The organism is Burkholderia perseverans (assembly GCF_022870505.1).
Classification (GTDB): Bacteria; Pseudomonadota; Gammaproteobacteria; order Burkholderiales; family Burkholderiaceae; genus Burkholderia; species Burkholderia plantarii.
Genome location: NZ_CP045094.1, coordinates 344,044 through 369,182 on the forward strand (window position 1 = coordinate 344,044; position 25,139 = coordinate 369,182).

The 25,139-nt window shown below is 68.6% G+C and carries 21 protein-coding genes and 1 riboswitch; of the genes, 17 read left to right on the top strand and 4 right to left on the bottom strand.

Going from position 1 to position 25,139, the window contains the following annotated elements; translation table 11 throughout:
* Nucleotides 1-6 precede the first annotated feature (6 nt).
* From BpN12_RS16080 to ugpQ, 8 genes are all read left to right on the top strand, one after another.
* Complete coding sequence (locus BpN12_RS16080; protein WP_246797924.1) at nucleotides 7-561, top strand: shikimate kinase; 555 nt, start codon at nucleotides 7-9, stop codon at nucleotides 559-561.
* The gene (gene aroB / locus BpN12_RS16085; RefSeq protein ID WP_246796520.1) at nucleotides 558-1,637 is read left to right on the top strand and encodes a 3-dehydroquinate synthase; all 1,080 of its coding nucleotides are present in this window, start codon (nucleotides 558-560) and stop codon (nucleotides 1,635-1,637) included. The genes BpN12_RS16080 and aroB overlap by 4 nt, the downstream gene beginning before the upstream one ends.
* A 188-nt stretch (nucleotides 1,638-1,825) precedes the next feature.
* Nucleotides 1,826-2,995 (top strand): deoxyguanosinetriphosphate triphosphohydrolase, encoded by a 1,170-nt coding sequence (locus BpN12_RS16090; protein WP_246797925.1) that lies wholly within the window; start codon nucleotides 1,826-1,828, stop codon nucleotides 2,993-2,995.
* Nucleotides 2,996-3,089: 94 nt separating this feature from the next.
* Nucleotides 3,090-4,415: a sn-glycerol-3-phosphate ABC transporter substrate-binding protein UgpB gene (gene ugpB / locus BpN12_RS16095; RefSeq protein ID WP_246796521.1), complete on the top strand. Its 1,326-nt coding sequence runs from the start codon at nucleotides 3,090-3,092 to the stop codon at nucleotides 4,413-4,415.
* 107 nt (nucleotides 4,416-4,522) lie between these two features.
* On the top strand, nucleotides 4,523-5,431 hold the full coding sequence (gene ugpA / locus BpN12_RS16100; RefSeq protein WP_246796522.1) for a sn-glycerol-3-phosphate ABC transporter permease UgpA: 909 nt from the start codon (nucleotides 4,523-4,525) through the stop codon (nucleotides 5,429-5,431).
* Nucleotides 5,428-6,273, top strand: coding sequence for a sn-glycerol-3-phosphate ABC transporter permease UgpE (gene ugpE / locus BpN12_RS16105; protein WP_246796523.1), 846 nt, complete (start codon nucleotides 5,428-5,430; stop codon nucleotides 6,271-6,273). Before ugpA ends, ugpE begins: the two co-directional genes overlap by 4 nt.
* Nucleotides 6,274-6,300: 27 nt before the next feature.
* Entirely contained in the window at nucleotides 6,301-7,386 is a 1,086-nt protein-coding gene (locus BpN12_RS16110) for a sn-glycerol-3-phosphate import ATP-binding protein UgpC (protein WP_246796524.1), read from the top strand.
* A gap of 67 nt (nucleotides 7,387-7,453) precedes the next feature.
* Complete coding sequence (gene ugpQ, locus BpN12_RS16115; protein WP_246796525.1) at nucleotides 7,454-8,233, top strand: glycerophosphodiester phosphodiesterase; 780 nt, start codon at nucleotides 7,454-7,456, stop codon at nucleotides 8,231-8,233.
* Nucleotides 8,234-8,378: 145 nt separating this feature from the next.
* Here the strand turns inward: ugpQ and BpN12_RS16120 are convergent, their stop codons facing one another.
* Nucleotides 8,379-9,110, bottom strand: coding sequence for an OmpW/AlkL family protein (locus tag BpN12_RS16120; RefSeq protein WP_246796526.1), 732 nt, complete (start codon nucleotides 9,108-9,110; stop codon nucleotides 8,379-8,381).
* Between the two features lie 193 nt (nucleotides 9,111-9,303).
* On the opposite strand from BpN12_RS16120, the gene BpN12_RS16125 reads away from it, so the two are divergent.
* The 3 genes from BpN12_RS16125 to BpN12_RS16135 all read left to right on the top strand — a co-directional run bounded on the left by BpN12_RS16125 (nucleotide 9,304) and on the right by BpN12_RS16135 (nucleotide 16,586).
* Entirely contained in the window at nucleotides 9,304-10,032 is a 729-nt protein-coding gene (locus BpN12_RS16125) for a transposase (RefSeq protein ID WP_042623657.1), read from the top strand.
* Nucleotides 10,033-10,304: 272 nt separating this feature from the next.
* Nucleotides 10,305-15,005: a glutamate synthase-related protein gene (locus tag BpN12_RS16130; protein WP_246796527.1), complete on the top strand. Its 4,701-nt coding sequence runs from the start codon at nucleotides 10,305-10,307 to the stop codon at nucleotides 15,003-15,005.
* 114 nt (nucleotides 15,006-15,119) lie between these two features.
* Nucleotides 15,120-16,586, top strand: coding sequence for a glutamate synthase subunit beta (locus BpN12_RS16135; protein ID WP_246796528.1), 1,467 nt, complete (start codon nucleotides 15,120-15,122; stop codon nucleotides 16,584-16,586).
* Nucleotides 16,587-16,707: 121 nt separating this feature from the next.
* On the opposite strand, the gene BpN12_RS16140 is transcribed toward BpN12_RS16135, so the two are convergent.
* From BpN12_RS16140 to BpN12_RS16150, 3 genes are all read right to left on the bottom strand, one after another.
* Nucleotides 16,708-16,944 carry a type II toxin-antitoxin system RelE/ParE family toxin gene (locus tag BpN12_RS16140; protein WP_342346224.1) on the bottom strand — a complete coding sequence of 79 codons (237 nt, stop codon included), beginning with the start codon at nucleotides 16,942-16,944 and terminating at the stop codon, nucleotides 16,708-16,710.
* Between the two features lie 51 nt (nucleotides 16,945-16,995).
* Entirely contained in the window at nucleotides 16,996-17,241 is a 246-nt protein-coding gene (locus BpN12_RS16145) for a type II toxin-antitoxin system ParD family antitoxin (protein WP_246796529.1), read from the bottom strand.
* Between the two features lie 114 nt (nucleotides 17,242-17,355).
* Nucleotides 17,356-19,119: an ABC transporter ATP-binding protein/permease gene (locus BpN12_RS16150; protein WP_246796530.1), complete on the bottom strand. Its 1,764-nt coding sequence runs from the start codon at nucleotides 19,117-19,119 to the stop codon at nucleotides 17,356-17,358.
* A gap of 361 nt (nucleotides 19,120-19,480) precedes the next feature.
* A riboswitch (TPP riboswitch) is annotated at nucleotides 19,481-19,616 on the top strand.
* A gap of 276 nt (nucleotides 19,617-19,892) precedes the next feature.
* Between BpN12_RS16150 and BpN12_RS16155 the strand changes: the two genes are divergently transcribed.
* The 6 genes from BpN12_RS16155 to mlaE all read left to right on the top strand — a co-directional run bounded on the left by BpN12_RS16155 (nucleotide 19,893) and on the right by mlaE (nucleotide 25,125).
* Nucleotides 19,893-21,065, top strand: a complete 1,173-nt coding sequence (locus BpN12_RS16155) for an FAD-dependent oxidoreductase (protein WP_246796531.1) — start codon at nucleotides 19,893-19,895, stop codon at nucleotides 21,063-21,065.
* 28 nt (nucleotides 21,066-21,093) lie between these two features.
* Nucleotides 21,094-21,291, top strand: a complete 198-nt coding sequence (thiS, locus tag BpN12_RS16160) for a sulfur carrier protein ThiS (protein WP_198252621.1) — start codon at nucleotides 21,094-21,096, stop codon at nucleotides 21,289-21,291.
* Nucleotides 21,292-21,340: 49 nt separating this feature from the next.
* Nucleotides 21,341-22,156: a thiazole synthase gene (locus tag BpN12_RS16165; protein ID WP_246796532.1), complete on the top strand. Its 816-nt coding sequence runs from the start codon at nucleotides 21,341-21,343 to the stop codon at nucleotides 22,154-22,156.
* Complete coding sequence (gene thiE, locus BpN12_RS16170) at nucleotides 22,153-23,250, top strand: thiamine phosphate synthase (protein WP_246796533.1); 1,098 nt, start codon at nucleotides 22,153-22,155, stop codon at nucleotides 23,248-23,250. Before BpN12_RS16165 ends, thiE begins: the two co-directional genes overlap by 4 nt.
* Nucleotides 23,251-23,542: 292 nt before the next feature.
* Complete coding sequence (locus tag BpN12_RS16175; RefSeq protein ID WP_198250503.1) at nucleotides 23,543-24,361, top strand: ABC transporter ATP-binding protein; 819 nt, start codon at nucleotides 23,543-23,545, stop codon at nucleotides 24,359-24,361.
* Nucleotides 24,358-25,125 (top strand): lipid asymmetry maintenance ABC transporter permease subunit MlaE, encoded by a 768-nt coding sequence (gene mlaE, locus BpN12_RS16180; protein WP_042623664.1) that lies wholly within the window; start codon nucleotides 24,358-24,360, stop codon nucleotides 25,123-25,125. Before BpN12_RS16175 ends, mlaE begins: the two co-directional genes overlap by 4 nt.
* The last annotated feature ends 14 nt before the right edge of the window (nucleotides 25,126-25,139 follow it).

The following is a 25,139-nucleotide window of genomic DNA, read 5'->3' on the forward strand; positions in this document are numbered from 1 at the left end:
AAGCCGTTGCAAGCGCGGGATCCATACGCAAGCGTATTTTTCGTCGGACTCATGGGGGCGGGTAAAACCACCGTGGGTCGCGCCGTCGCGCGCCGTCTCGACCGGCCGTTCTTCGATTCCGATCACGAAATCGAAGCGCGCACCGGTACGCGGATCCCGGTCATTTTCGAACTCGAGGGCGAGGCGGGTTTCCGCGACCGCGAGGAAAAAATGATCGACGAGCTTACCCAACGCGGCAACGTCGTGCTCGCGACCGGCGGCGGCGCCGTGATGCGCCCCGAAAATCGCGACGCGCTGCGTTCGCGCGGTATCGTCATCTATTTGCGCGCGAACCCGCACGATCTCTGGCTGAGAACCCGCAAGGACAAAAATCGCCCGCTGCTGCAGACGGAAGATCCGAAGGCCCGGCTCGAAGCGTTGTACGAGGTGCGCGACCCGCTTTACCGCGAATGCGCGCATTTCGTGATCGAGACCGGCCGTCCGTCGGTCAACGGCCTCGTCAACATGGTGCTGATGCAGCTCGAGCTGGCCGGCATCGTCGCCAAGCCGCTACAAGCATGATTACCGTCAACGTCGACCTGGGCGATCGCGCCTACCCGATTCATATCGGCGACGGCCTGATTGGCCGCACCGAACTGTTCGCCCCGCACATCAAGGGCGCCGCCGTCACCATCGTCACCAACACCACCGTCGATCCGCTCTACGGCGACGCGCTGCGCGCCGCGCTCGCGCCGCTCGGCAAGCACGTCAACACGGTGGTGCTGCCCGACGGCGAATCCTACAAGCAGTGGGAAACGCTGAACCTGATCTTCGACGGGCTGCTCGGCTCGCGCGCCGATCGCAAGACCACGCTGATCGCGCTCGGCGGCGGCGTGGTGGGCGACATGACCGGCTTCGCGGCCGCCTGCTACATGCGCGGCGTGCCGTTCATCCAGGTACCGACCACGCTGCTGTCGCAGGTCGATTCGTCGGTCGGCGGCAAGACCGGCATCAATCACCCGCTCGGCAAGAACATGATCGGCGCGTTCTACCAGCCGCAGGCGGTGATCGCCGACATCGGCGCGCTGCGCACGCTGCCCGAGCGCGAACTCGCGGCCGGCATCGCCGAGGTGATCAAGACCGGCGCGATCGCCGATCCGGCGTTCTTCGACTGGATCGAGGCCAGCGTCGAGGCGCTGAACCACCGCGAGCCGGCCGCGCTGGCCGAGGCCGTGCGGCGCTCGTGCGAGATCAAGGCCAGCGTGGTGGCCGCCGACGAGCGCGAAGGCGGGCTGCGCGCGATCCTCAATTTCGGCCACACGTTCGGCCATGCGATCGAGGCCGGGCTCGGCTACGGCGAGTGGCTGCACGGCGAGGCGGTGGGCTGCGGGATGGTGATGGCGGCCGACCTGTCGGTGCGCGTCGGCCGGCTCGACGACGCGGCGCGCCAGCGCCTGAACCGCGTGATCGCCGCCGCGCACCTGCCGGTGCGCGCGCCGGACCTCGGCGCCGGCCGCTACGTCGAGCTGATGCAGGTCGACAAGAAGGCGGAAGCGGGCGCGATCAAGTTCATCCTGCTTGACCGGATCGGCGCCTCGTCGATCACCGCCGCGCCCGACGAAGCGGTGCAGGCGACGCTCGAGGCCGCGATCCGGTAACACGGCGCCGGATCGGCCGGCGCCCAGCAGTGGAGGAGTCAGTGAGCGAAACATCGCGCGAGTTGCCACACCCCATCGACGATAGTCGGGCCGCCGCTTCCCCGTCCGGCCCGCGACCGGAGCAACCCGCCGCCGCCGCATCCGCGCCATCCGTAGCACCGGCCGCCCCCGCTTCGTCGCCCGATCGCATCGGCCGCGCGAGCGGCCCCGTCGCGGCGCCCACCGTCGCCGCGCTCGAGGCGCATCTGGCGCCCTACGCGGCCCATGCCTCGCGCACGCGCGGTCGCCGCCATCCCGAGAGCGCGCCGGCCGCGCGCACCGAATTCCAGCGCGACCGCGACCGCATCGTCCATTCCACCGCGTTCCGCCGGCTCGAATACAAGACCCAGGTGTTCGTGAACCACGAGGGCGACCTGTTCCGCACGCGGCTCACGCACAGCCTCGAGGTCGCGCAGATCGCGCGCTCGGTCGCGCGCAACCTGCGCCTGAACGAGGATCTGGTCGAGGCAATCTCGCTCGCGCACGACCTCGGCCACACGCCGTTCGGCCATGCGGGCCAGGACGCGCTCAACGCCTGCATGCGCGAGCACGGCGGCTTCGAGCACAACCTGCAGAGCCTCGCCGTGGTGGACGAGCTCGAGGAGCACTACGGCGCGTTCGACGGACTCAACCTCTGCTTCGAGACGCGCGAGGGCATCCTCAAGCATTGTTCGCGCGAGAACGCGCGCCGGCTCGGCGAACTCGGCGAGCGTTTCCTCGAAGGGCGCCAGCCGTCGCTGGAGGCGCAGATCGCGAACATCGCCGACGAGATCGCCTACAACAACCACGACGTCGACGACGGCCTGCGCTCGGGCCTGATCACCATCGAGCAGCTGGCGGGCGTGGCGCTCTGGCGCCGCCATTACGAGGCGGCGCTCGCCGACTTCCCGTCGATCGAGGGGCGCCGCCTCGTTCACGAAACGGTGCGCCGCATCATCAATACGCTGATCGTCGACCTGATCGACGCCACCACGCGCAACCTGGCGGAGCACGCGCCGGCCTCGCTCGAGGACGTGCATCGCTGCCCGCCGCTCGTCGCGCACAGCGCCGTGATCGCGGCCGAGGCCGCCGAGCTCAAGCGCTTCCTGTTCCACAACCTCTATCGCCACTACAAGGTGATGCGGATGGCGAACAAGGCGCAGCGTGTCGTCAAGGGCCTGTTCGACGCGTTCACCGGCGATTCGCGCCTGCTGCCGCCGGCCTACCAGAGCGCCGATCCGGCGCTGCAGGCGCGGCTCGTCGCGCACTACATCGCCGGCATGACCGACCGTTTCGCGCTGAAGGAATATCAACGCCTTTTTGTCATGGACGAGAATTAGACTGCCCCGTCCCGCTCGTGAGCGACACGGCTGCATGGCTGGCACAAACGCGGACGGCCGTTCGAGCCGCGCCGCCTACAACGGAGATAGGTCGATGAGAGTCAACACCGTGGTTCGCTCGCTGGCTGCCGGCGGCGCGATCTGGTTCGGCATGCAGGGCGCCGCGTTCGCGGCCACCGAGATCCAGTTCTGGCACGCGATGGAGGCGGCGCTCGGCGACAAGGTCAACGCGATCGCCGAGCAGTTCAACGCGTCGCAGAGCGACTACCGGATCGTGCCGGTGTTCAAGGGCACCTACGACCAGGCACTCGCGGCCGGCATCGCGGCCTATCGCAGCGGCAACGCGCCGGCGATCCTGCAGGTGTATGAAGTGGGCACCGCCACCATGATGCAGGCCAAGAAGGCCGTGCTGCCCGTCTCCGAGGTGTTCCGCCAGGCCGGCGTGCCGCTCGACGAGAAGGCGTTCGTGCCGACCGTGGCGAGCTACTACAGCGACGCGAAGACGGGCCATCTGGTATCGATGCCGTTCAACAGCTCGACGCCGGTGCTCTACTACAACAAGGATCTGTTCAAGAAGGCCGGGCTCGATCCGAACCAGCCGCCGAAGACCTGGGCCGAGGTGAAGGCCGACGCCGAGAAGCTGCGCCACGCCGGCGCCAGCTGCGGCTATACCACCGGCTGGCAGGGCTGGATCCAGATCGAGAACTACAGCGCCTGGCATGGCCTGCCGATCGCCACGCGCAACAACGGCTTCGACGGCGCCGACGCGGTGCTCGAATTCAACAAGCCGCAGCAAGTCGCGCACATCCGCTTCCTGCAGCAGATGGCCAAGGACGGCACCTACACCTACGCGGGCCGCAAGGACGAGGCGACCGGCAAGTTCTACAGCGGCGACTGCGCGATCATGACGACCTCCTCGGGCGCGCTCGCGACGATCCGCAAATACGCGAAGTTCGATTTCGGCACCGGCATGATGCCCTACGACGACACCGTGAAGGGCGCGCCGCAGAACGCGATCATCGGCGGCGCGAGCCTGTGGGTGCTGGGCGGCAAGGACGCGAACACCTACAAGGGCGTCGCGAAGTTCCTCGCCTACCTGAGTTCGCCCGCGGTCGCCGCGAAGTGGCACCAGGACACCGGCTATCTGCCCGTCACCACGGCCGCCTACGACCTCACGCGCGAGCAGGGCTTCTACGCGAAGAACCCGGGCGCCGACACCGCGATCAAGCAGATGCTGAACAAGCCGCCGCTGCCGTTCACGAAGGGGCTGCGTCTCGGCAACATGCCGCAGATCCGCACCATCGTCGACGAGGAACTCGAACAGGTCTGGGCGCAGCAGAAGACGCCGCAGGCCGCGCTCGACTCGGCCGTCGCGCGCGGCAACGAGTTGCTGCGCCGCTTCGAGAAGCAGGGCTCCTGAGTGTCATCCGGCCGCCGGGCCGCCGCGCGGGTGCCGCCCGCGACGACGGACGCGGCGGCCGGCGGCGGCGCGCCACGCCGGTGTCTCCTGTCGACGGAAAGCCATCGATGTCATCCCGTTCCCGCTCCTCGCTTGCCGCCCGCTCCCGGTTCGGCGCCGGCGTGCTGCCGTACTTGCTGATTGCGCCGCAGCTCGCGATCACCGTGGTGTTCTTTCTCTGGCCGGCAGGCGTCGCGCTCTGGCAGTCGACGCAGAGCCAGGATGCGTTCGGCACCACCAGCGAATTCGTCGGCCTCGCCAACTTCGCGCACCTGTTCGGCGATCCGCTCTATCTCGCCTCGCTGCGCACCACGCTCGTGTTCAGCACGCTGGTGACGGTGATCGGGCTGGTCGTCTCGCTGCTGCTGGCCGCCTGCGCGGACCGCGTGGTGCGCGGCTCGCGCGCCTATCGCACGCTGCTGATCTGGCCATATGCGGTGGCGCCGACGGTGGCCGCCGTGCTGTGGGCGTTCCTGTTCAACCCGAGCATCGGCGTGGTCACCTACGCGCTCGCCAGGCTCGGCATCGTCTGGAACCACGCGCTCGACGCCCATCAGGCGATGGCGCTGGTGGTGATCGCCTCGGTCTGGAAGCAGGTCAGCTACAACTTCCTGTTCTTCTACGCCGGCCTGCAGGCGATCCCGCGTTCGCTGATCGAGGCGGCCGCGCTCGACGGCGCCGGCCCCGCGCGCCGCTTCGTCGACATCGCGCTGCCGCTACTCTCGCCGACCAGCTTCTTCCTGCTGATCGTGAACCTCGTCTACGCGTTCTTCGACACCTTCCCGGTGATCGACGCGGCCACCGCCGGCGGCCCGGGCCAGAGCACCAAGACGCTGATCTACAAGATCTTCACCGAGGGCTTCCAGGGGCTCGACATCGGCAGCTCGGGCGCGCAGTCGGTGGTGCTGATGGTGATCGTGGTCGCGCTGACCGTGGTGCAGTTCCGCTTCGTCGAACGCCGGGTGCAATACGCATGATCGAGAATCGCAAGGGCTTCGACCGGTTCTGCCACGCGGTGCTGATCGCGGGCGCCGTGCTGCTGCTGTTTCCCGTCTACGTCGGCTTCTGCGCCGCGACGATGAATTCGGCCGAGGTGTTCTCGGTGCCGATGTCGCTGGTGCCGGGCACGCACCTGTTCGAGAACATCGCCACCATCTGGCATCGCGGCAGCGGCGCCACCACCACGCCGTTCGGCGTGCTGCTGATGAACAGCCTCGTGATGGCGCTCGTGATCGCGTTCGGCAAGATCGCCGTGTCGATCCTGTCGGCCTACGCGATCGTCTATTTCCGCTTCCCGCTGCGCAACGCCGCGTTCTGGCTGATCTTCGTCACGCTGATGCTGCCGGTGGAGGTGCGGATCTTCCCGACCGTGCAGGTGGTGTCGACGCTCGGCATGACCAACGGCTACGCGGGCCTGACGCTGCCGCTGATGGCCTCGGCCACGGCCACCTTCCTGTTCCGGCAGTTCTTCATGACGCTGCCCGACGAGCTGATGGACGCCGCGCGCATCGACGGCGCCGGGCCGCTGCGCTTCTTCTGGGACGTGGTGCTGCCGCTGTCGCGCACCAGCATCGCGGCGCTGTTCGTGATCACCTTCATCTACGGCTGGAATCAATACCTGTGGCCGATCCTGATCACCACCGACGGCGCGATGTCGACGGCCGTGGTCGGCATCAAGACGATGATCGCGAGCGGCGATGCGGCCACCGAATGGCATCTCGTGATGGCCGCCACGCTGCTGACGATGCTGCCGCCGCTAGTGGTGGTGCTGGCGATGCAGCGCTGGTTCGTGCGCGGCCTGGTGGACACGGAAAAATAACCTGCTTTACCCGGAGAGTCGCGAAGCATGGCTGCACTGAGCTTGAACGGTGTCAGGAAAACCTATGACGGCAGGCATGCCGTGCTGCACGGCATCGACGTCGAGATCGCCGACGGCGAGTTCGTGGTGCTGGTCGGGCCGTCCGGCTGCGGGAAGTCCACGCTGCTGCGGATGATCGCGGGCCTGGAGAGCGTCTCCGAGGGCGAGATCGCGATCGGCGGGCAGGTGGTCAACACGCTCGAACCGAAGGATCGCGACATCGCGATGGTGTTCCAGAACTACGCGCTGTACCCGCACATGACGGTCGCGCAGAACATGGGCTACGGGCTGAAGATCCGCGGCATCGAGCGCGCGGAGATCGAGCAGCGCGTGGCCTCGGCCGCGCGCATCCTCGAACTCGAGCCGCTGCTCGCGCGGCGTCCGCGCGAGCTGTCGGGCGGCCAGCGCCAGCGCGTCGCGATGGGCCGCGCGATCGTGCGCGAGCCGGCCGTGTTCCTGTTCGACGAGCCGCTGTCGAACCTCGACGCGAAGCTGCGCGTGCAGATGCGACTCGAGATCCAGCGCCTGCACGGCCGGCTGCGCACCACCAGCGTGTACGTCACGCACGACCAGATCGAGGCGATGACGCTCGCGCAGCGCGTGATCGTGATGAACCACGGGCGCGCCGAGCAGATCGGCGCGCCGGTCGACATCTACGAGAAGCCGGCGACGGTGTTCGTGGCCGGCTTCATCGGCTCGCCCGCGATGAACCTGCTGCGCGGCCGGCTGTCGGCCGACGGCGCGCTGTTCGAGGTCAACGACGGCGGCCCGCGCCTGCCGGTGGCCGGCGCGCCCGGCATCGGCCGCGACGTCGTGCCGGGCCGCGAGTGGGTGCTCGGCGTGCGGCCCGAACACATGACGCCGCAACCGGGCATGCCGGTCGCGCCGCTCGTGGTGGATTCATGCGAACTGCTCGGCGCCGACAATCTCGCGCACGGCCGCTGGGGCGCCTACGATGTGGCCGTGCGGCTGCCCTATGCCGAGCGGCCCGCGCCCGGCACCGCGCTGGCCATCTCGCTGCCCGCGCACCGCCTGCACTTCTTCGATCCGGTCACGGGCCGGCGCGCGAACTGAGCCGCACCGGCCGAATCATTGCCGTGCCGCGTGCCCCGCGCGGCGCGGTCATCAGGAGGACTGCGTCATGAGCAACACCCCCACTCCGACCCGCTGGCCCCATGGCGGCATCGCCCGGATCGTCGCGCATCGCGGCGGCGGCAGGCTCGCGCCCGAGAACACGCTGGCGGCGCTCGAGGAGGGCGCGCGGCGCGGGCACCGGATGGTGGAGTTCGACGCGAAGCTGTCGGCCGACGGCGTGAGCTTCCTGCTGCACGACGACACCGTCGAGCGCACCTCGAACGGGCGCGGCGCGGCCGCGGCGATGACCTATGGCGAGCTGGCGGCGCTCGATGCCGGCGCCTGGTTCGACGCGCGCTTTGCCGGCGAGCGGATGCCGACGCTCGAACAGGCGGCCGCGCGCTGCCTCGCGCTCGGCCTCGCCGCCAACGTCGAGATCAAGCCGTGCCCGGGCCGCGAGGCGGAGACGGGCGAGCGCGTGGCGCTCGACACGGCGCGCTTCTGGCGCGGCGCGGCGGTGCCGCCGCTACTGTCGTCGTTCTCGGTGGCGGCGCTGGCGGCGGCGCGCGAGGCCGCCCCGGCGCTGCCGCGCGGGCTGCTGGTCGAGACGCTGCCGGCCGAGTGGCGCGCGCTTACGGCCGAACTCGGCTGCGTCTCGCTGCACGCGAGCCACCGTGCGCTCGACGCGGCGAGCGTCGCCGCAATCCGTGCGGCCGGATTGCATGTACTGGCCTACACGGTCAACGAGCCGGCTCGCGCGCGCGAACTGATCGACTGGGGCGTGGACCTGATCTGCACCGACCGGATCGATGCGATCGGGCCGCACTTTTCCGGATCCGGGGAATAAAGTCGCGAATTTGCCGCGATAGCAGGCGGGAATTTGCTCCGGCCCTCAAGCGCCGGAGCATGATTGCATTCCGATTTCGTAACGTCAGGAAAAAATCGCTACAAATTGCAGCGAAAATAACCATTCCCCAAATATTCGACTACGCTTAGAAGCGGTAGCCGATGTTCACGTAGCTGACGATCGGATTCAGCTTGATGTGCGCCTGCGAGGTCTGGGTCAGGTTGCCGACCGGCGAGGCGCGCTGGGTGGTCAGCGTCGCGGTCAGGCTGACCGGGATGTACGAGATCGACAGGCCGGCGAACCAGTGCTTCGTGAAGTTGTAGTTGAAGCCGGCGTTGAACACGGGCGCCCACTGGTTGCTGGTGGTAACGCTGGTCGGGCCGCCGAGCACGCCGGTTTCGAAGGCGCCGTTGGTCAGCTTGGCGCCGGTAAAGTAGATGTACGACGCACCGACACCGACGTAGGGCCGGAATTTCGCCTCGGCGCTGTTGAAGTAGTACTTGAGCAGCAGCGCCGGGCTCCACTGGTAGGCGCGGCCGAGCGTGCCGAATTGCGAGAACGATCCCTGGCCGGTCAGATTGAACTTTGGCGGGATCCCGTAGACGAACTCGGCAGCGATGTGGTCGGTCACGAAATAGCCGGCGGTGACGCCGAGCGTGTCCGCATCGCTGATGCCGGCACCGGTGTTGGGTACCGACTGGTTCACGGGCGAGCCGCCGACGGACATCACCTTCAGCGGGTCGCTCGAATCCTGAGGGGCAAGATGAAACCAGCCCGTGGTGACGTAGAAGCTTCCAGCCGATTGTGCTTGTGCGGTGGTGCCGGCGCCCAGCAATGCCAGCGCAACAGCCCCCGTAATGGCCAATTGTTGTTTCATCAGGTTGTCTCCTCCTTGATTAGAGCGTGCTCATTATGACCACGGCGTTTCAAACGGAACAGGCTAGTAAGCTAGAGCAATCTCCCTAGGATTCGCACGTTCGTGCGAATCCTCCCTGCCGCGCGGGGCTCTGCGCGGATGCAGTCATTCGGGCCTTCGGGTATTTCCTAACGCGATCAAACGGACATTCAGCATGGCACGGCTAGCACGACTCTATGTTCCCGATCAGCCGCAGCACGTCATCCTGCGCGGTCTGGATCAGCAACCGGCGTTCGTCGATGACCAGGATTACGAGCTTTTCATCGATTGCCTGAAGGCGGCGGCGCGCGATCATCAACTGGCGGTGCATGCCTACGTGCTGCTGCCTCGACAGGTTCAGCTGCTCGTCACGCCAAGCGACGAAGCGAGCCTGCCGAAGGCGATGCAGGCGGTGGGCCGGCGCTACGTCGCTCACTTCAACCGGCGCTACTCGCGGCGCGGCACGCTCTGGGAAGGGCGCTATCGCGCCACCGTGATCGAGGGCGAGCGCTATTTCCTGCTGGCGAGCCGGGTGGTGGAGCTGAGCCCGGTGCGCGCCCAGCTGGCCCAGGCGGCCGAGGGCTATCGCTGGTCCAGCTATCGTCATCACATTGGCCTGACCGTCGACAGCCTGATCACCGATCACCCGCTCTATTGGGCGCTCGGCAACACGCCATTCGAACGACAGCGCGCCTACAAGGAGCTCTGCGAGCAGCCGCTCGACGAGCGCCAGACCGAGCAACTGCAGCAGGCCACGCTCAAGGGCTGGGTGCTCGGCGGTGAAACCTACCGAGAATGGGCGGCGCGCACGGCCAACCGGCGCGTCTCGCCGCTACCGCGCGGACGGCCGCGTAAGGTACGTGAAAACAACGGCCCGCACAACCCGTCGGCGCATCAGCAGTAGCGGCGCCCCCGCGTCCGGCGGCATCCTCGGATGCCGCTTTTTTTGCACCGTTTTGATACGCCCCCAATAAAACCGCACCAAATAGAAACATCTGTTTAATTGGTGTCAGAACATACGGTTTTATTTGCCATCCTGTTGATTCGTCGCGTATATTCCGAATTCCGGTACGCCGGGCGCGATCGTGCCCGGTTTTGCCCGCCACGCCGCCGCCGAGCGGCGGGCCACCAGCAGACGTTTCAACGGCCGCAAGGCCCTTACCAGACGGTGTCCCCATGAACGACCACCAAGAGCCGCACGGCGCGGTCCCCGCCGCGCAAGGTCTGTACGACCCGCAGAACGAGCATGACGCCTGCGGCGTCGGTTTCGTCGCTCACATCAAGGGCAGGAAGAGCCACGAGATCATCGAACAGGGTCTGAAGATCCTCGAGAACCTCGATCACCGCGGCGCGGTGGGCGCCGATCCGCTGATGGGCGACGGCGCGGGCATCCTGATCCAGATCCCGGACGCGTTCTACCGCGAGGAAATGGCCAGGCAGGGCGTGACGCTGCCGCCCGCCGGCGAATACGGCGTGGGGATGATCTTCCTGCCGAAGGAAAACGCTTCGCGGATCGCCTGCGAGCAGGAGCTCGAGCGCACCGTCAAGGCGGAAGGCCAGGTGGTGCTGGGCTGGCGCGACGTGCCGGTCGATTCGACGATGCCGGTCTCGCCGACGGTCAAGGCCTCCGAGCCGCTGATCCGCCAGATTTTCATCGGCCGCGGCAAGGACGTGATCGTCACCGACGCGCTCGAACGCAAGCTCTACGTGATCCGCAAGACCGCCAGCCACCGCATCCAGGCGCTCAAGCTCAAGCACGGCAAGGAATACTTCGTGCCGTCGATGTCGGCGCGCACCATCGTCTACAAGGGCCTGCTGCTCGCGGGTCAGGTCGGCGTCTACTATCTCGATTTGCAGGACGCCCGCGTGGTGTCGGCGCTCGCGCTCGTCCACCAGCGCTTCTCGACCAACACGTTCCCGGCCTGGGAACTCGCCCACCCGTACCGGATGATCGCCCACAACGGCGAAATCAACACGGTGAAGGGCAACGTCAACTGGCTCAACGCGCGCACCGGCGCGATCGCGAGCCACGTGCTTGGCGACGACCTGCCCAAGCTCTGGCCGCTGATCTATCCGGGCCAGTCGGACACGGCCTCGTTCGACAACTGCCTCGAACTGCTGGTGATGGCGGGCTACCCGCTCGTCCACGCGATGATGATGATGATCCCGGAAGCCTGGGAACAGCACACGCTGATGGACGACAACCGCCGCGCGTTCTACGAATACCACGCCGCGATGATGGAGCCGTGGGACGGCCCCGCCGCGATCGCGTTCACCGACGGCCGCCAGATCGGCGCGACGCTCGACCGTAACGGCCTGCGTCCGGCGCGCTACATCGTGACCGACGACGATCTCGTGATCATGGCCTCGGAAGCGGGCACGCTGCCGATCCCCGAATCGAAGATCGTCAAGAAGTGGCGCCTGCAGCCGGGCAAGATGTTCCTGATCGACATGGAGCACGGCCGCATCATCGACGACAAGGAACTGAAGGACAACCTCGCCAACGCCAAGCCGTACAAGAGCTGGATCGACGCGGTGCGCATCAAGCTCGACGAGATCGACTCGAAGGACGAGGACGTCGCGGCGGAGCGCCGGGCGGCCGCGACGCTGCTCGACCGCCAGCAGGCGTTCGGCTATACCCAGGAAGACCTCAAGTTCCTGATGGCGCCGATGGCGCAGCAGGGCGAGGAAGCGGTCGGTTCGATGGGCAACGACTCGCCGCTCGCGGTGATGTCGAACAAGAACAAGACGCTCTATCACTACTTCAAGCAGCTGTTCGCGCAGGTCACGAACCCGCCGATCGACCCGATCCGCGAGAACATGGTGATGTCGCTCGTGTCGTTCATCGGCCCGAAGCCGAACCTGCTCGACACGCAGAACGTGAACCCGCCGATGCGCCTCGAAGTGTCCCAGCCGGTGCTGGACTTCAAGGACATCGCGAAGATCCGCTCGATCGACCAGTACACGGGCGGCAAGTTCAGCGCCTATGAGTTGAGCATCTGCTATCCGGCCGGCTGGGGCAAGGAAGGCATCGAGGCGCGTCTGGCCTCGCTGTGCGCCGAAGCCGCCGACGCCGTGAAGTCGGGCTACAACATCCTGATCGTGTCGGACCGCAAGACCGACGCGGAAACGGTCGCGATCCCGGCGCTGCTCGCCACCTCGGCGATCCATTCGCATCTCGTCGACCAGGGCCTGCGCACCAGCACCGGCCTCGTGGTCGAAACCGGCTCGGCGCGCGAGACGCACCACTTCGCGCTGCTGGCCGGCTACGGCGCGGAAGCGGTCCACCCGTACCTCGCGATGGAAACGCTCGCCAGGATGGCCGAAGGGCTGCCGGGCGACCTGTCGGCCGAGAAGGCGATCTACAACTTCACCAAGGCGGTCGGCAAGGGCCTCTACAAGGTGATGTCGAAGATGGGCATCTCGACCTACATGTCCTACACCGGCGCGCAGATCTTCGAGGCGGTCGGCCTCGCGGGCGAGCTCGTCAACAAGTACTTCAAGGGCACGGCCTCGAAGGTGGGCGGCATCGGCCTGTTCGAGGTGGCCGAGGAAGCGTTGCGCCTGCATCGCGACGCGTTCGGCGACAATCCGCTGCTGCGCGACATGCTCGACGCGGGCGGCGAGTACGCGTTCCGGATCCGCGGCGAGGACCACATGTGGACGCCCGATTCGATCGCCAAGCTGCAGCACGCCACGCGCAGCAACTCGTACCAGACCTACAAGGAATACGCGCACCTGATCAACGACCAGACGCGCCGTCACATGACGTTCCGCGGCCTGTTCGAGTTCAAGGTCGATCCGTCGAAGGCGATCTCGATCGACGACGTCGAGCCGGCCAAGGACATCGTCAAGCGCTTCGCCACCGGCGCGATGTCGCTCGGCTCGATCAGCACGGAAGCGCATGCCACGCTGGCGGTCGCGATGAACCGGATCGGCGGCAAGTCGAACACCGGCGAAGGCGGCGAGGACGTGAACCGCTACCGCAACGAGCTGCGCGGCATCCCGATCCAGAGCGGCGAGACGCTGCGCTCGGTGATCGGCGAGGAAGTCGTGCGCGACATCCCGCTCAAGGACGGCGATTCGCTGCGTTCGAAGATCAAGCAGGTCGCGTCGGGCCGCTTCGGCGTGTCGGCGGAATACCTGTCGTCGGCCGACCAGATCCAGATCAAGATGGCGCAGGGCGCGAAGCCGGGCGAAGGCGGCCAGCTGCCGGGCCACAAGGTGACCGAGTACATCGGCAAGCTGCGCTACGCGGTGCCGGGCGTCGGCCTGATCTCGCCGCCGCCGCACCATGACATCTACTCGATCGAGGATCTGGCGCAGCTGATCCACGACCTGAAGAACGTCAACCCGGTGTCGAGCATCTCGGTGAAGCTCGTCTCGGAAGTGGGCGTCGGCACGGTGGCCGCGGGCGTGGCCAAGGCCAAGGCCGACCACGTCGTGATCGCGGGCCATGACGGCGGCACCGGCGCCTCGCCGCTGTCGTCGCTGAAGCACGCCGGCACGCCGTGGGAACTGGGCCTCGCCGAAACCCAGCAGACCCTGGTGCTGAACGGGCTGCGCGGCCGGATCCGCGTGCAGGCCGACGGCCAGATGAAGACCGGCCGCGACGTCGCGATCGGCGCGCTGCTCGGCGCCGACGAGTTCGGCTTCGCGACCGCGCCGCTGGTGGTGCAGGGCTGCATCATGATGCGCAAGTGCCACCTGAACACCTGCCCGGTCGGCGTCGCGACGCAGGACCCGGTGCTGCGCGCGAAGTTCTCGGGCCAGCCGGAGCACGTCGTCAACTACTTCTTCTTCGTCGCCGAGGAAGTGCGCGAGATCATGGCGCAGCTCGGCATCGCGAAGTTCGACGACCTGATCGGCCGCGCCGACCTGCTCGACACGCGCAAGGGCGTCGAGCACTGGAAGGCCAAGGGCCTCGACTTCACGCGCGTGTTCTACCAGCCGCAGGTCGAGAACGCCTCGACGCGCCACGTCGACGTGCAGGACCACGGCCTCGAGCGCGCGCTCGACCACACGCTGCTCGAGAAGTCGCGCGCCGCGATCGACAACGGCGAGCATGTGTCGTTCATCCAGCCGGTGCGCAACGTGAACCGCACGGTCGGCGCGATGCTGTCGGGCGTGATCGCGAAGAAGCACGGCCGCGACGGCCTCGCCGACGACGCGATCCACATCCAGCTGAAGGGCACCGCGGGCCAGAGCTTCGGCGCGTTCCTCGCCAGGGGCGTGACGCTCGACCTGGTCGGCGACGGCAACGACTATGTCGGCAAGGGCCTGTCGGGCGGCCGCATCATCATCCGTCCGACCAACGACTTCCGCGGCAAGTCCGAGGAAAACATCATCTGCGGCAACACGGTGATGTACGGCGCGCTGGAAGGCGAGGCGTTCTTCCGCGGCGTGGCCGGCGAGCGCTTCTGCGTGCGCAACTCGGGCGCCACGGCGGTGGTCGAGGGTACCGGCGACCACGGCTGCGAGTACATGACGGGCGGCACGGTGGTGGTGCTCGGCGAGACCGGGCGCAACTTCGCGGCCGGCATGTCGGGCGGCCTCGCCTACGTCTACGATCCGGACGGCGCGTTCGCGGCGAAGTGCAACAAGGCGATGGTCGCGCTCGATCCGGTGCTGCAGCAGGCCGAGCAGGAGCGCACCGTCGACCGCGCGATCTGGCACGCCGGGCAGACCGACGAGGCGCTGCTCAAGGGGCTGGTCGAGCGTCACTTCCAGTTCACCGGCTCGCCGCGCGCGAAGTCGCTGCTGGAAAACTGGGATGCGGCGCGCCGCCAGTTCGTGAAGGTGTTCCCGCACGAATACAAGCGCGCGCTCGGCGAGATCGCGGCGGCGAAGGCCGCCCGGGAAGCCGTCGCCGCCTGAGGCAACTGACGCCCCAACGCACGGCACCAGCGAAACGACATAGCGGATGCGCCCGCCGCCACCGGCGGGCGCGTTTCCCACACCCGAACCACCCCAGATTCAGACGAGAACCTTATGGGCAAGGCAACCGGTTTTCTCGAGTTCGAACGCCGCCACGAGGCGTACGAGGCTCCGCTCACGCGTGTGAAGCACTACAAGGAATTCGTCGCGGCGCTGTCCGACGACGACGCGAAGATCCAGGGCGCGCGCTGCATGGATTGCGGCATCCCGTTCTGCAACAACGGCTGCCCGGTCAACAACATCATTCCGGACTTCAACGATCTCGTGTACCGCCAGGACTGGCAGCAGGCGATCGAAGTCCTCCATTCGACCAACAACTTCCCCGAGTTCACGGGCCGTATCTGCCCGGCGCCGTGCGAGGCGGCCTGTACGCTCGGCATCAACAACGATCCGGTCGGCATCAAGTCGATCGAGCACGCGATCATCGACAAGGCCTGGGCCGAAGGCTGGGTCAAGCCGCTGCCGGCCGAGCACAAGACCGGCAAGAAGGTGGCCGTGGTCGGCTCCGGCCCGGCGGGCCTCGCGGCCGCGCAGCAGCTCGCGCGCGCCGGCCACGAGGTGACGGTGTTCGAGAAGAACGACCGCGTCGGCGGCCTGCTGCGCTACGGGATCCCCGACTTCAAGCTGGAGAAGTGGCTGATCGACCGCCGCATGCGCCAGATGGAAGCCGAAGGCGTGACGTTCCGCACCAGCGTGTTCATCGGCAAGGAAGCGCTGCCGGACATGATCGGCAACATGGCGAAGGAAACCATCACGCCCGAGCAGTTGCAGGAAAGCTTCGACGCGGTGGTGATCGCGGGCGGCTCCGAGACGCCGCGCGACCTGCCGGTGCCGGGCCGCGAGCTCGAAGGCGTCCATTTCGCGATGGATTTCCTGCCGCAGCAGAACCGCGTCAACGCCGGCGACAAGCTGACCGACCAGCTGCTCGCCAAGGGCAAGCACGTCATCGTGATCGGCGGCGGCGACACGGGTTCGGACTGCGTCGGCACCTCGAACCGCCACGGCGCGAAGTCGGTCACGCAGTTCGAACTGCTGCCGCAGCCGCCGGAAGCCGAGAACAAGCCGCTCGTCTGGCCGTACTGGCCGATCAAGCTGCGCACCTCGTCGTCGCACGACGAAGGCTGCGAGCGGGATTGGGCGGTGGCCACCAAGCGCCTCGAAGGCAAGAACGGCAAGGTCGAGAAGCTGATCGCCGTGCGCGTCGAATGGAAGGACGGCAAGATGGTCGAGGTGGCGGGCTCCGAGTTCGAGATGAAGGCGGACCTGGTGCTGCTGGCGATGGGCTTCACGCAGCCGGCCGCGCCGGTGCTCGACGCGTTCGGCGTGGCCAAGGACGCGCGCGGCAACGCACGCGCCGCCACCGAAGGCGAACGCGCCTACGCGACCTCGGTCGACAAGGTGTTCGCGGCCGGCGACATGCGCCGCGGCCAGTCGCTGGTGGTCTGGGCGATCCGCGAAGGCCGCCAGTGCGCGCGCACCGTCGACGCGTTCCTGATGGGGCATTCGGAACTGCCGCGCTGAGCGGGTAGGGCGGCGCGGGCCCGTGACGGGCGCGCCGCCGCCCGATGGATGAAAAAAGAGCACGCCCTGGCGTGCTCTTTTTTTGCTTGAAGCAGGCTTGTGGTGCCGGCGCGCGCCGGGGCTAGAGATGCCGTTCGACGTCCATCCGCTGATCCAGCACCCGGATCACGTCGAGCGTCCGTTCCGATTCGCGGTAGAACGCCACGTGGGCGCCGACTGGGTAGCGCAAGTAGCCTTCGCGTGCCATGCAGGGGCGGCCGACTTTTTCGCCGCGCGCCAGTGCCTCGAGCGCCGCGATCAGGTCGTGGTGATAACGCTCGGCCTGCGCAAGCGACCATCGCCCGCGGTGTATCGCCAGATCTCTTCGAGATCATGCACGGCCAGCGGCGTGAGTCGAAGCTGACGCTGCTCAGCCGCCATGCGCCATGCGCATCCGGGCCAGGAAGGCCGGGTTGTCGAAGGGTTCCGGGGTACCCGAAGCCTCGCCCGCGCGCAGCGCGTCCTGAAGGGCGTGCAATTCGGTTTCGCGGGCCTCGAGCAGTCGCAGGCCGGCCTCCGCGACGTCGCTCGCCGAGCGGTAGCTGCCCGATGCCACCTGCATGTCGACAAATTCGGTCAAGTGATCTTCGAGCGAGATGGACGTGTTTCGCGGCATCTCATACCTCCTGATTGAGCGGTCAGCATATACCAGGATCGCGGAGTTCGATCCGGCCCGGAATGCCGCGCCGCCGGGTCAGATCGACTCGGCGGCGCGGCGCCGCTCTTCGCCTCAGGCCGCGAGCGGTGCCGCCTCGCGCTGCACGTCCAGCGTATGGTCATGGAATGCCGCGAGCGATTCGCGGTGCGCGATGCTGACGATGGCCGCGCCCGGCAGGCGCGCGGCCATCAGGCTGTAGAGGTTCGCCTCGTTGTCGGCGTCGAGCGCGCTGGTGGCCTCGTCGAGGAACAGGTAGTCGGGCTTGTGCAGCAGCACGCGCGCGCCGGCCAGGCGCTGCTGTTCGCCCGGCGAGAGCACGCGCGTCCAGTGCGCCGATTCCTCGAGGCGCGTCGCGTAGTCGGCCAGGCCGCAGTCGCGCAGCGCCGCGCGGCAGGCCTCGTCGTCGAAACGCGTGGCCGGCGACGGATAGGTGAGCGCGGCCTTCAGCGTGCCGATCGGCAGATAGCTCTGCTGCGGCACGAACATCATGCGCGCGCCCACCGGCGCGTCGATCGCGCCGTTGCCGAACGGCCAGAGCCCCGCCAGCGCGCGCATCAGCGTGCTCTTGCCGGCGCCGGACGGCCCGCGCACGAGCCAGCGCGAGCCGGGCTCGACGGTCACGTCGGCGATCGTCGAGAGCGGCGCGCCGTTGGGCAGCGCGAGGCGCAGGCCGCGGGTGGTCAGCGACGGCGCATCGACGTAGTGCAGGTTGATGCCGCCGTGCTCGGTGGCGGGCGACAGCGTTTCCTTCAGGTGCGAGCTGCGCGTGACGCGCATGAATTCACGCAGACGGTTGATGGTCGCGCGCCATTCCACGAGCGTGCCGTAACTGTTGATGAACCACGAGAACGAGTCGCTGACGGTGCTGAATGCGTTGGTGATCTGCATCAGCACGCCGAACGAGAACGCGCCCGCGAAATAGCGCGGCGCGGCTACCACGAGCGGGAAGATGATCGCCAGCTGGCCGTAGAAGTTCAGCACGAAGTTCAGGCGCCGCGTATAGGCCATCAGCCGCCACCAGTTGTCGCGAATCCGCTGGAACAGGTCCTGCGCGCCCTGCTTCTCGAGCGCCATGCCGTCGTAGAACGCGATCTGCTCGGCGTTCTCGCGGATCCGGATCAGGCCGAAACGGAAATCGGCCTCGACGCGCTCCTGCTGATAGTTGATCGACACCAGCGGATGCCCTGCCTTGTGCATCACGAACGAACCGACCAGCGCGTAGAGCGCGGCGGCCCACACCATGTAGCCGGGGATCTGGATCGTGCTGCCGCCGAGCGGGATCGACAGCGCGCCGGCCAGGCCCCAGAGGATCGTGATGAACGAGAACAGCGTGACCACGGTGGACAGCAGGTCCAGCGACAGCGCGAGCGTGGTGGTGGCCAGCGAGTTGAGGTCGTTGGTGATCCGCTGGTCCGGGTTGTCGGCGAGGCGGTCGCGTTCGATCCGGTAGAACGCGCGATCGCCGAACCATTCGTCGAGCGCGCTGTTGGTGACCCACTGGCGCCAGCGGAAGCCGAGCAGCTGGCGCAGGTAGCGGCTGTAGACGAACAGGATGATCGAGGCGAACGCGAGGCCGCTGAAGATCAGCAGCAGGTGCGGGAACTGCGCGGCGTTCTTCTGCTGCAGCGCGTTGTTGAAGTCCGCGTACCAGGCGTTGATCCTCACGCTGATCCAGACGTTCGCGAGGTTCATCGCGATGATCGAGAGCAGCAGGCTCCAGGCGATCTTCCATTCCGAGGACACCCAGTACGGCTTGATGAGGCTCCAGGCGGAGACGCGGATGTCGTCGGGCGAGGCGTCGTTCGCGGCGCGGACGACGGAGGACGGTGCGGTCATGAACTTCCTGCTGGGTGAGGCGGCGCAGGGCCGCGAAGGTCGAAGCGCCGCGCGATGCGAACCGATGGACGCGGCGGCGCGCCTGAAATCGTGCCATATGGCGATGCCCGGCGGATTGTGTCGCGCCTCGCTTAAACGGCACTTAACGGGCCGGCACGCTCGGCGCGGGGCCGCCATGGACAAGGCGCAACGCCAGCATTGTGCCAGCGCCGCGCCGGCTCGCGCAGAAGGCGGGAAAATGGGGCGCGCCGCGAGGCCGCCGCGGGCGCTCGCCGGCCGCTTCCCGATTCGACGCGATCTCGCGCAAGCCATGCTGCGCCGCGGTTTGCGACCGTTTCCGCTTCTGTGGTCTAATGGCCGCCAGACGAAACAGGGGTGCTTTGCTGCCTGTCGGCGTCCGGTGAACGATGCATCGGGATGCGCGGCGGCAAGGCTGAGAGAGACCCTTCGCACCCGATCCGGATAATACCGGCGCGGGAAGTTTTCGATTCCACCGGGTCGCGCCCGCCGTTGTCGTTCGGCCGCCGTCGTTCGCATTGGAACGGGGCGCGTGGCGTTGGCTTCCGGGTCGGCTCCCCGCCGCCGGTTTCGTCCGTTCGATTGCGCAGTCGCGCGTTACGGAAGGAGCCCATGCCCGTTCTTCACGTCCCACCGCTTAGTCTTGTTCGTTCCTCAGGTTCCGCTTGCCGCTTTGATCTTGCCTCGGGTGGCTTGATCCTGGCGCCGCGCGCGTCCGCTCGCGCGGCGGCGCGCCCCGTCGGGAAGGCCGCGCGATGAGCGGCACGACCGGCACCCGCCCCGACGTCGCCGTGCTGGGCGGCGGCCTCGTCGGCCGGCTGATCGCATGGCGGCTCGCCGGCGCGGGCTTGCGCGTGGCGCTGCACGAGCGCGGCGACGCGGCCGGGTCCGGCGCGGCCGCCTGGGTCGCGGCGGCGATGCTCGCGCCGCTCGCCGAGGCCGCCAGTGCCGAGCTGCTGATCACCGAACTCGGCGCCGCCTCGCTCGAACGCTGGCCGGCGTGGCTCGCCGAGCTGCCCGAGCCGGTGTTCTTCCAGCGCAACGGCACGCTGGTCGTCTGGCATCACGCCGATCGCGCCGAGGCGCCGCTGTTCGAGCGCCGCGTGCGCGCCAACGCGCCGGCGCCGCTCGTCGACGGCGGCCTCGTCGCGCTGGCGGGCGAGCAGGTCGGCGCGACCGAGCCGGCGCTGGCCGGGCGCTTCGCGCGCGGCCTGCTGCTGCCGCGCGAAGGCCAGCTCGACAATCGCCAGACGCTCGCCGCGCTGGCCGCGGGGCTCGCCGCGCGCGGCGTCGACACGCACTGGAACACGGCCGTCGAGACGGCGCCCGAGCCGCGCGCGCGGCTCACCATCGACTGCCGCGGGCTTGGCGCGAAAGCGGCGCTGCCGGCGCTGCGCGGGATTCGCGGCGAGGTCGCGCGGATCCACGCGCCCGGCATCGGGCTCACGCGGCCGGTGCGGCTGCTGCACCCGCGCTATCCGCTCTACATCGCGCCGAAGCAGGACGATCTCTACGTGATCGGCGCGACCGAGGTGGAAGGCGAGGACCTGTCGCCCGTCAGCGTGCGCTCGGCGCTCGAACTGCTGAGCGCGGCGTTCTCCGTGCATCCGGCGTTCGGCGAGGCGCGCATCCTCGAACTCGGCTCGCAGTGCCGGCCGACGCTGCCCGATCACCGGCCCGCGATCGTCTGGAACGGCGGTGCGACGCTGGCGGTGAACGGGCTGTACCGGCACGGCTTCATGATCGCGCCGGAAGTCGCGCAGGCGGCCGTCGAATTCGTGCATGCGTGGTTCGGCGGCGAGTTCGGCACCGGTGGCAGCGACGAGGCAGGCGGAGCGGGCGAGGGCCGCGATGCGCTCGCCGCATGGCGCCGCGCTGTGCGCTGGCCGACGCTGTTCCAGTACCAACCCGACCCCGTGCGCGCATGAGCGCGCGGCACGATCTTCTACCGACACCATGGACATCCAGATCAACCAGCAGACGCTGACGCTTCCCGACGGCGCGACCGTCGCCGACGCGCTCGCCGCCTACCAGGCCCGGCCGCCGTTCGCGGTCGCCGTCAACGGCGCGTTCGTCGCGCGCGCGCGGCACGCGGAGCATGCGCTCGCGGCCGGCGACCGGCTCGACGTCGTGCATCCCGTCGCAGGCGGCTGACCGGCGCCGCCCGGTTCCCCGCCCGGCAGACCTTTCACAGGACTTCCCCATGACGCTCCGTTCCTCCACCGATTCGCTGACGCTGTACGGCACCGCGCTGCAAAGCCGCGTGCTGCTCGGCACGTCCCGTTATCCGTCGCTGCAGTCGCTGTCCGATTCGATCGCCGCGTCGCGGCCCGGCATGGTCACCGTCGCGCTGCGCCGGCAGATGAACGCCGGCACCGCCGAGGCCGGCTTCTTCGACCTGCTGCGGCGCCACGAGGTGCCGCTGCTGCCGAACACGGCCGGCTGCCAGACCGTCGCCGAGGCGGTCAGCACGGCCCAGATGGCGCGCGAGGTGTTCGAGACGGACTGGATCAAGCTCGAACTGATCGGCGACGACTACACGCTGCAGCCCGATCCGGTCGGCCTGATCGAGGCGGCCACGCTGCTGGTCAAGGACGGCTTCAAGGTGCTGCCGTACTGCACCGAGGATCTCGTGATCGGCCGGCGGCTGCTCGACGCCGGCTGCGAGGCGCTGATGCCGTGGGGCGCGCCGATCGGCACCGGCAAGGGCGTGATGAACCCCTACGCGCTGCGCGTGCTGCGCGAGCGGCTACCGGACGTGCCGCTGATCGTCGATGCCGGGCTCGGCGTGCCGTCGCACGCGTGTCAGGTGATGGAGTGGGGCTTCGACGGCGTGCTGCTGAATACGGCCGTCTCGCAGGCCACCCATCCCGAGACGATGGCGCGCGCGTTCGCGCAGGCCGTCGAGGCGGGCCGCGACGCGTGGCGGGCCGGGCCGATGGACCCGCGCGAGACCGCGCACGCGAGCACGCCGGTGGTCGGCATGCCGTTCTGGCACCAGGATGGAGGTGCGCAATGAGCACGCGCTTCGGTGATTTGTTCTGGCCCCCGGTGGACGAGCTGGCGGGCGCCGCCGAGCGGATCCGCGCGCGGCTCGGCGAGTGGCCCACGCGCCGCGCGCCGATGCGAATCTGTGTTGCGGTACCCGAACGCGCGCAGCCGGGCGACCTGCTGGTGGCGACGGCCGGCGATGCCAAGGCCGGGCGCGCGGCCGAACTGATCGCGGCCGGCGGCGCCGTGCTCGAGATCGACGAGCGGCACGCCACGCTGACGGGCGCCGACGCGCGCTACGCGCTGACCGCCGCCGCGCCGCTCGCCGACGACTGGATCGCCGCGCTGGCCGCGTTCGCCGACTGCGGATTCGAGCCGCACGACGCGCTGGTGCTGGCGCTCGCCTGGCGCGACGGCGACGAGGCGGCCGACGGCGATCCATGGCCGGTCGAACCGGCCCGCTTTCCGTCGATCGCCGGCGCGCCGGGCGCGCCCGAGCCGGCCTTCGCGCCGTGCCCGGCGCGGCTCGGGCTGTATCCGGTGGTGCCGTCGGCCGAATGGGTCGAACGCGTGCTCGACTACGGCGCGCGCACCGTGCAGCTGCGCGTGAAGGACGCCGCGCCGGACGCGCTGGCCGCCGAGATCACGCGCGCGGTGGCGGCGGGGCGCCGCTACCCGGATGCGCGCGTGTTCATCAACGACCACTGGCAGCTCGCGATCGAGGCCGGCGCCTACGGCGTGCATCTCGGCCAGGAGGACCTGCAGGAGGCCGGGCTCGGCGCGATCGCGGCGGCCGGCCTGCGGCTCGGCCTGTCGAGCCACGGCTACTACGAGATGCTGGTCGCGCTGCGCCAGCGGCCCAGCTATCTGGCGCTCGGCCCGGTGTTCGCCACTGCGACCAAGGCGGTGGCCGTGCCGCCGCAGGGCCTCGCGCGGCTCGCCCGCTACGCGCGCTTCGCCGGGCAGCGCGCGCCGCTCGTCGCGATCGGCGGCGTGACGGCCGCGAACCTGCCCGAGGTGATCGCGGCCGGGGTCGGCAGCGTGGCCGTGGTCAGCGCGATCACCCAGGCCGCGGACCCGCGCGCCGCGGTGGCCTCGCTCGCCGATTGCTTCGATCGCTGAGACGAAGCGTTGCGCCCGCGCACCCGATGCGCGGGCATCCCGCCGTGCCCGATCGTGCCTCATCGTGCCCGCCGCGGCCGGGCCGGCGGATCCTGCCGGCGGCCCCTTGCCGCCGGGACAGGCGGTCCCGCACCGCCGCGCCGGGCGGCCGCTCGCGGCTTTCCGGCGCCGCCGCGGTTACGTCACGTAATGTTTGGCCAGCGGCCGAAATTGCCGCGCTGCACACTCTGCCGACACCAAACCGTAGCAGGCCCTATAATTCGGCGTTCTGCGTTACAGGATTGTCAGCTCCGTGAGCTCCCCTTCCGAGTCCCTGCTGGAACTTCGCGACGTCGATTTCGGCTACGGCGACCGCCTCGTGCTGTCCAATCTGAACCTGCGCTTCGGGCGCGGTCAGGTGGTGGCCGTGATGGGCGGCTCCGGCTGTGGCAAGACGACCGTGCTGCGCCTGATCGGCGGCCTCGTGCGCGCGCGCCGGGGCCAGGTGCTGTTCGACGGCGCCGACGTCGGCGCGCAGTCGCGCGACGGTCTCTACGCGCTGCGCCGCAAGATGGGCATGCTGTTCCAGTTCGGCGCGCTGTTCACCGACATGTCGGTGTTCGACAACGTCGCGTTCGCGCTGCGCGAGCACACCGACCTGCCCGAGCCGCTGATCCGCGACCTGGTGCTGATGAAGCTCAACGCGGTCGGCCTGCGCGGCGCGCGCGACCTGATGCCGTCCGAGGTGTCGGGCGGCATGGCGCGCCGCGTCGCGCTGGCACGCGCGATCGCGCTCGACCCGCAGCTGATCATGTACGACGAGCCGTTCGCCGGCCTCGACCCGATCTCGCTCGGCATTACCGCGAACCTGATCCGCACGCTGAACGAGGCGCTCGGCGCGACCTCGATCCTGGTCACGCACGACGTGCCGGAATCGTTCGCGATCGCCGACTACGTCTACTTCCTCGGTAACGGCGGCGTGCTCGCCGAAGGCACGCCTGACGAGCTGCGCGCCTCGACCGAGCCGAGCGTGCGCCAGTTCATCGACGGCGTGCCCGACGGCCCGTTCCGGTTCCACTACACGAGTCCGCCGCTCGACGCGGACTTCGGCCTTGGCGGAGGGCGCCGATGATCAGCGCTATCGGTCGTTTCGTGCTGGGCGGCCTCGAACGCACGGGTTACGCCACGCGCCTGTTCGTGCGGCTCGTGCTCGAATTCTTCCCGCTGCTGCGCCGCCCGCGGCTCGTCACGAAACAGATCCACTTCCTCGGCAATTATTCGTTCGTGATCATCGCCGTGTCGGGCCTGTTCGTCGGCTTCGTGCTGGGGCTGCAGGGCTACTACACGCTGAACCGCTACGGCGCCGAGCAGTCGCTCGGGCTGCTGGTGGCGCTGTCGCTGGTGCGCGAACTGGGCCCGGTGGTCACCGCGCTGCTGTACGCGGGCCGCGCGGGCACCTCGCTGACGGCCGAGATCGGCCTGATGAAGGCGGGCGAGCAGCTGACCGCGCTCGAGATGATGGCGGTGGACCCGATCAAGACCGTGATCGCGCCGCGCATGTGGGCCGGCATCATCACGATGCCGCTGCTCTCGGCGATCTTCTGCGCGGTGGGCGTGATCGGCGGCTACGTGGTGGGCGTGATCCTGATCGGCGTCGATCCGGGCGCGTTCTGGTCGCAGATGCAGGGCGGCGTGGACGCCTGGAGCGACGTCGGCAACGGCGTGCTCAAGAGCGTCGTGTTCGGCTTCGCGGTCACCTTCGTGGCGCTCTACCAGGGCTACGAGGCGAAGCCGACGCCCGAGGGCGTGTCGCGCGCGACCACCCGAACCGTCGTGTACGCGTCGCTCGCGGTACTCGGCCTCGATTTTCTGCTGACCGCGCTGATGTTCAGCTGAGTCGGCTATTCCTG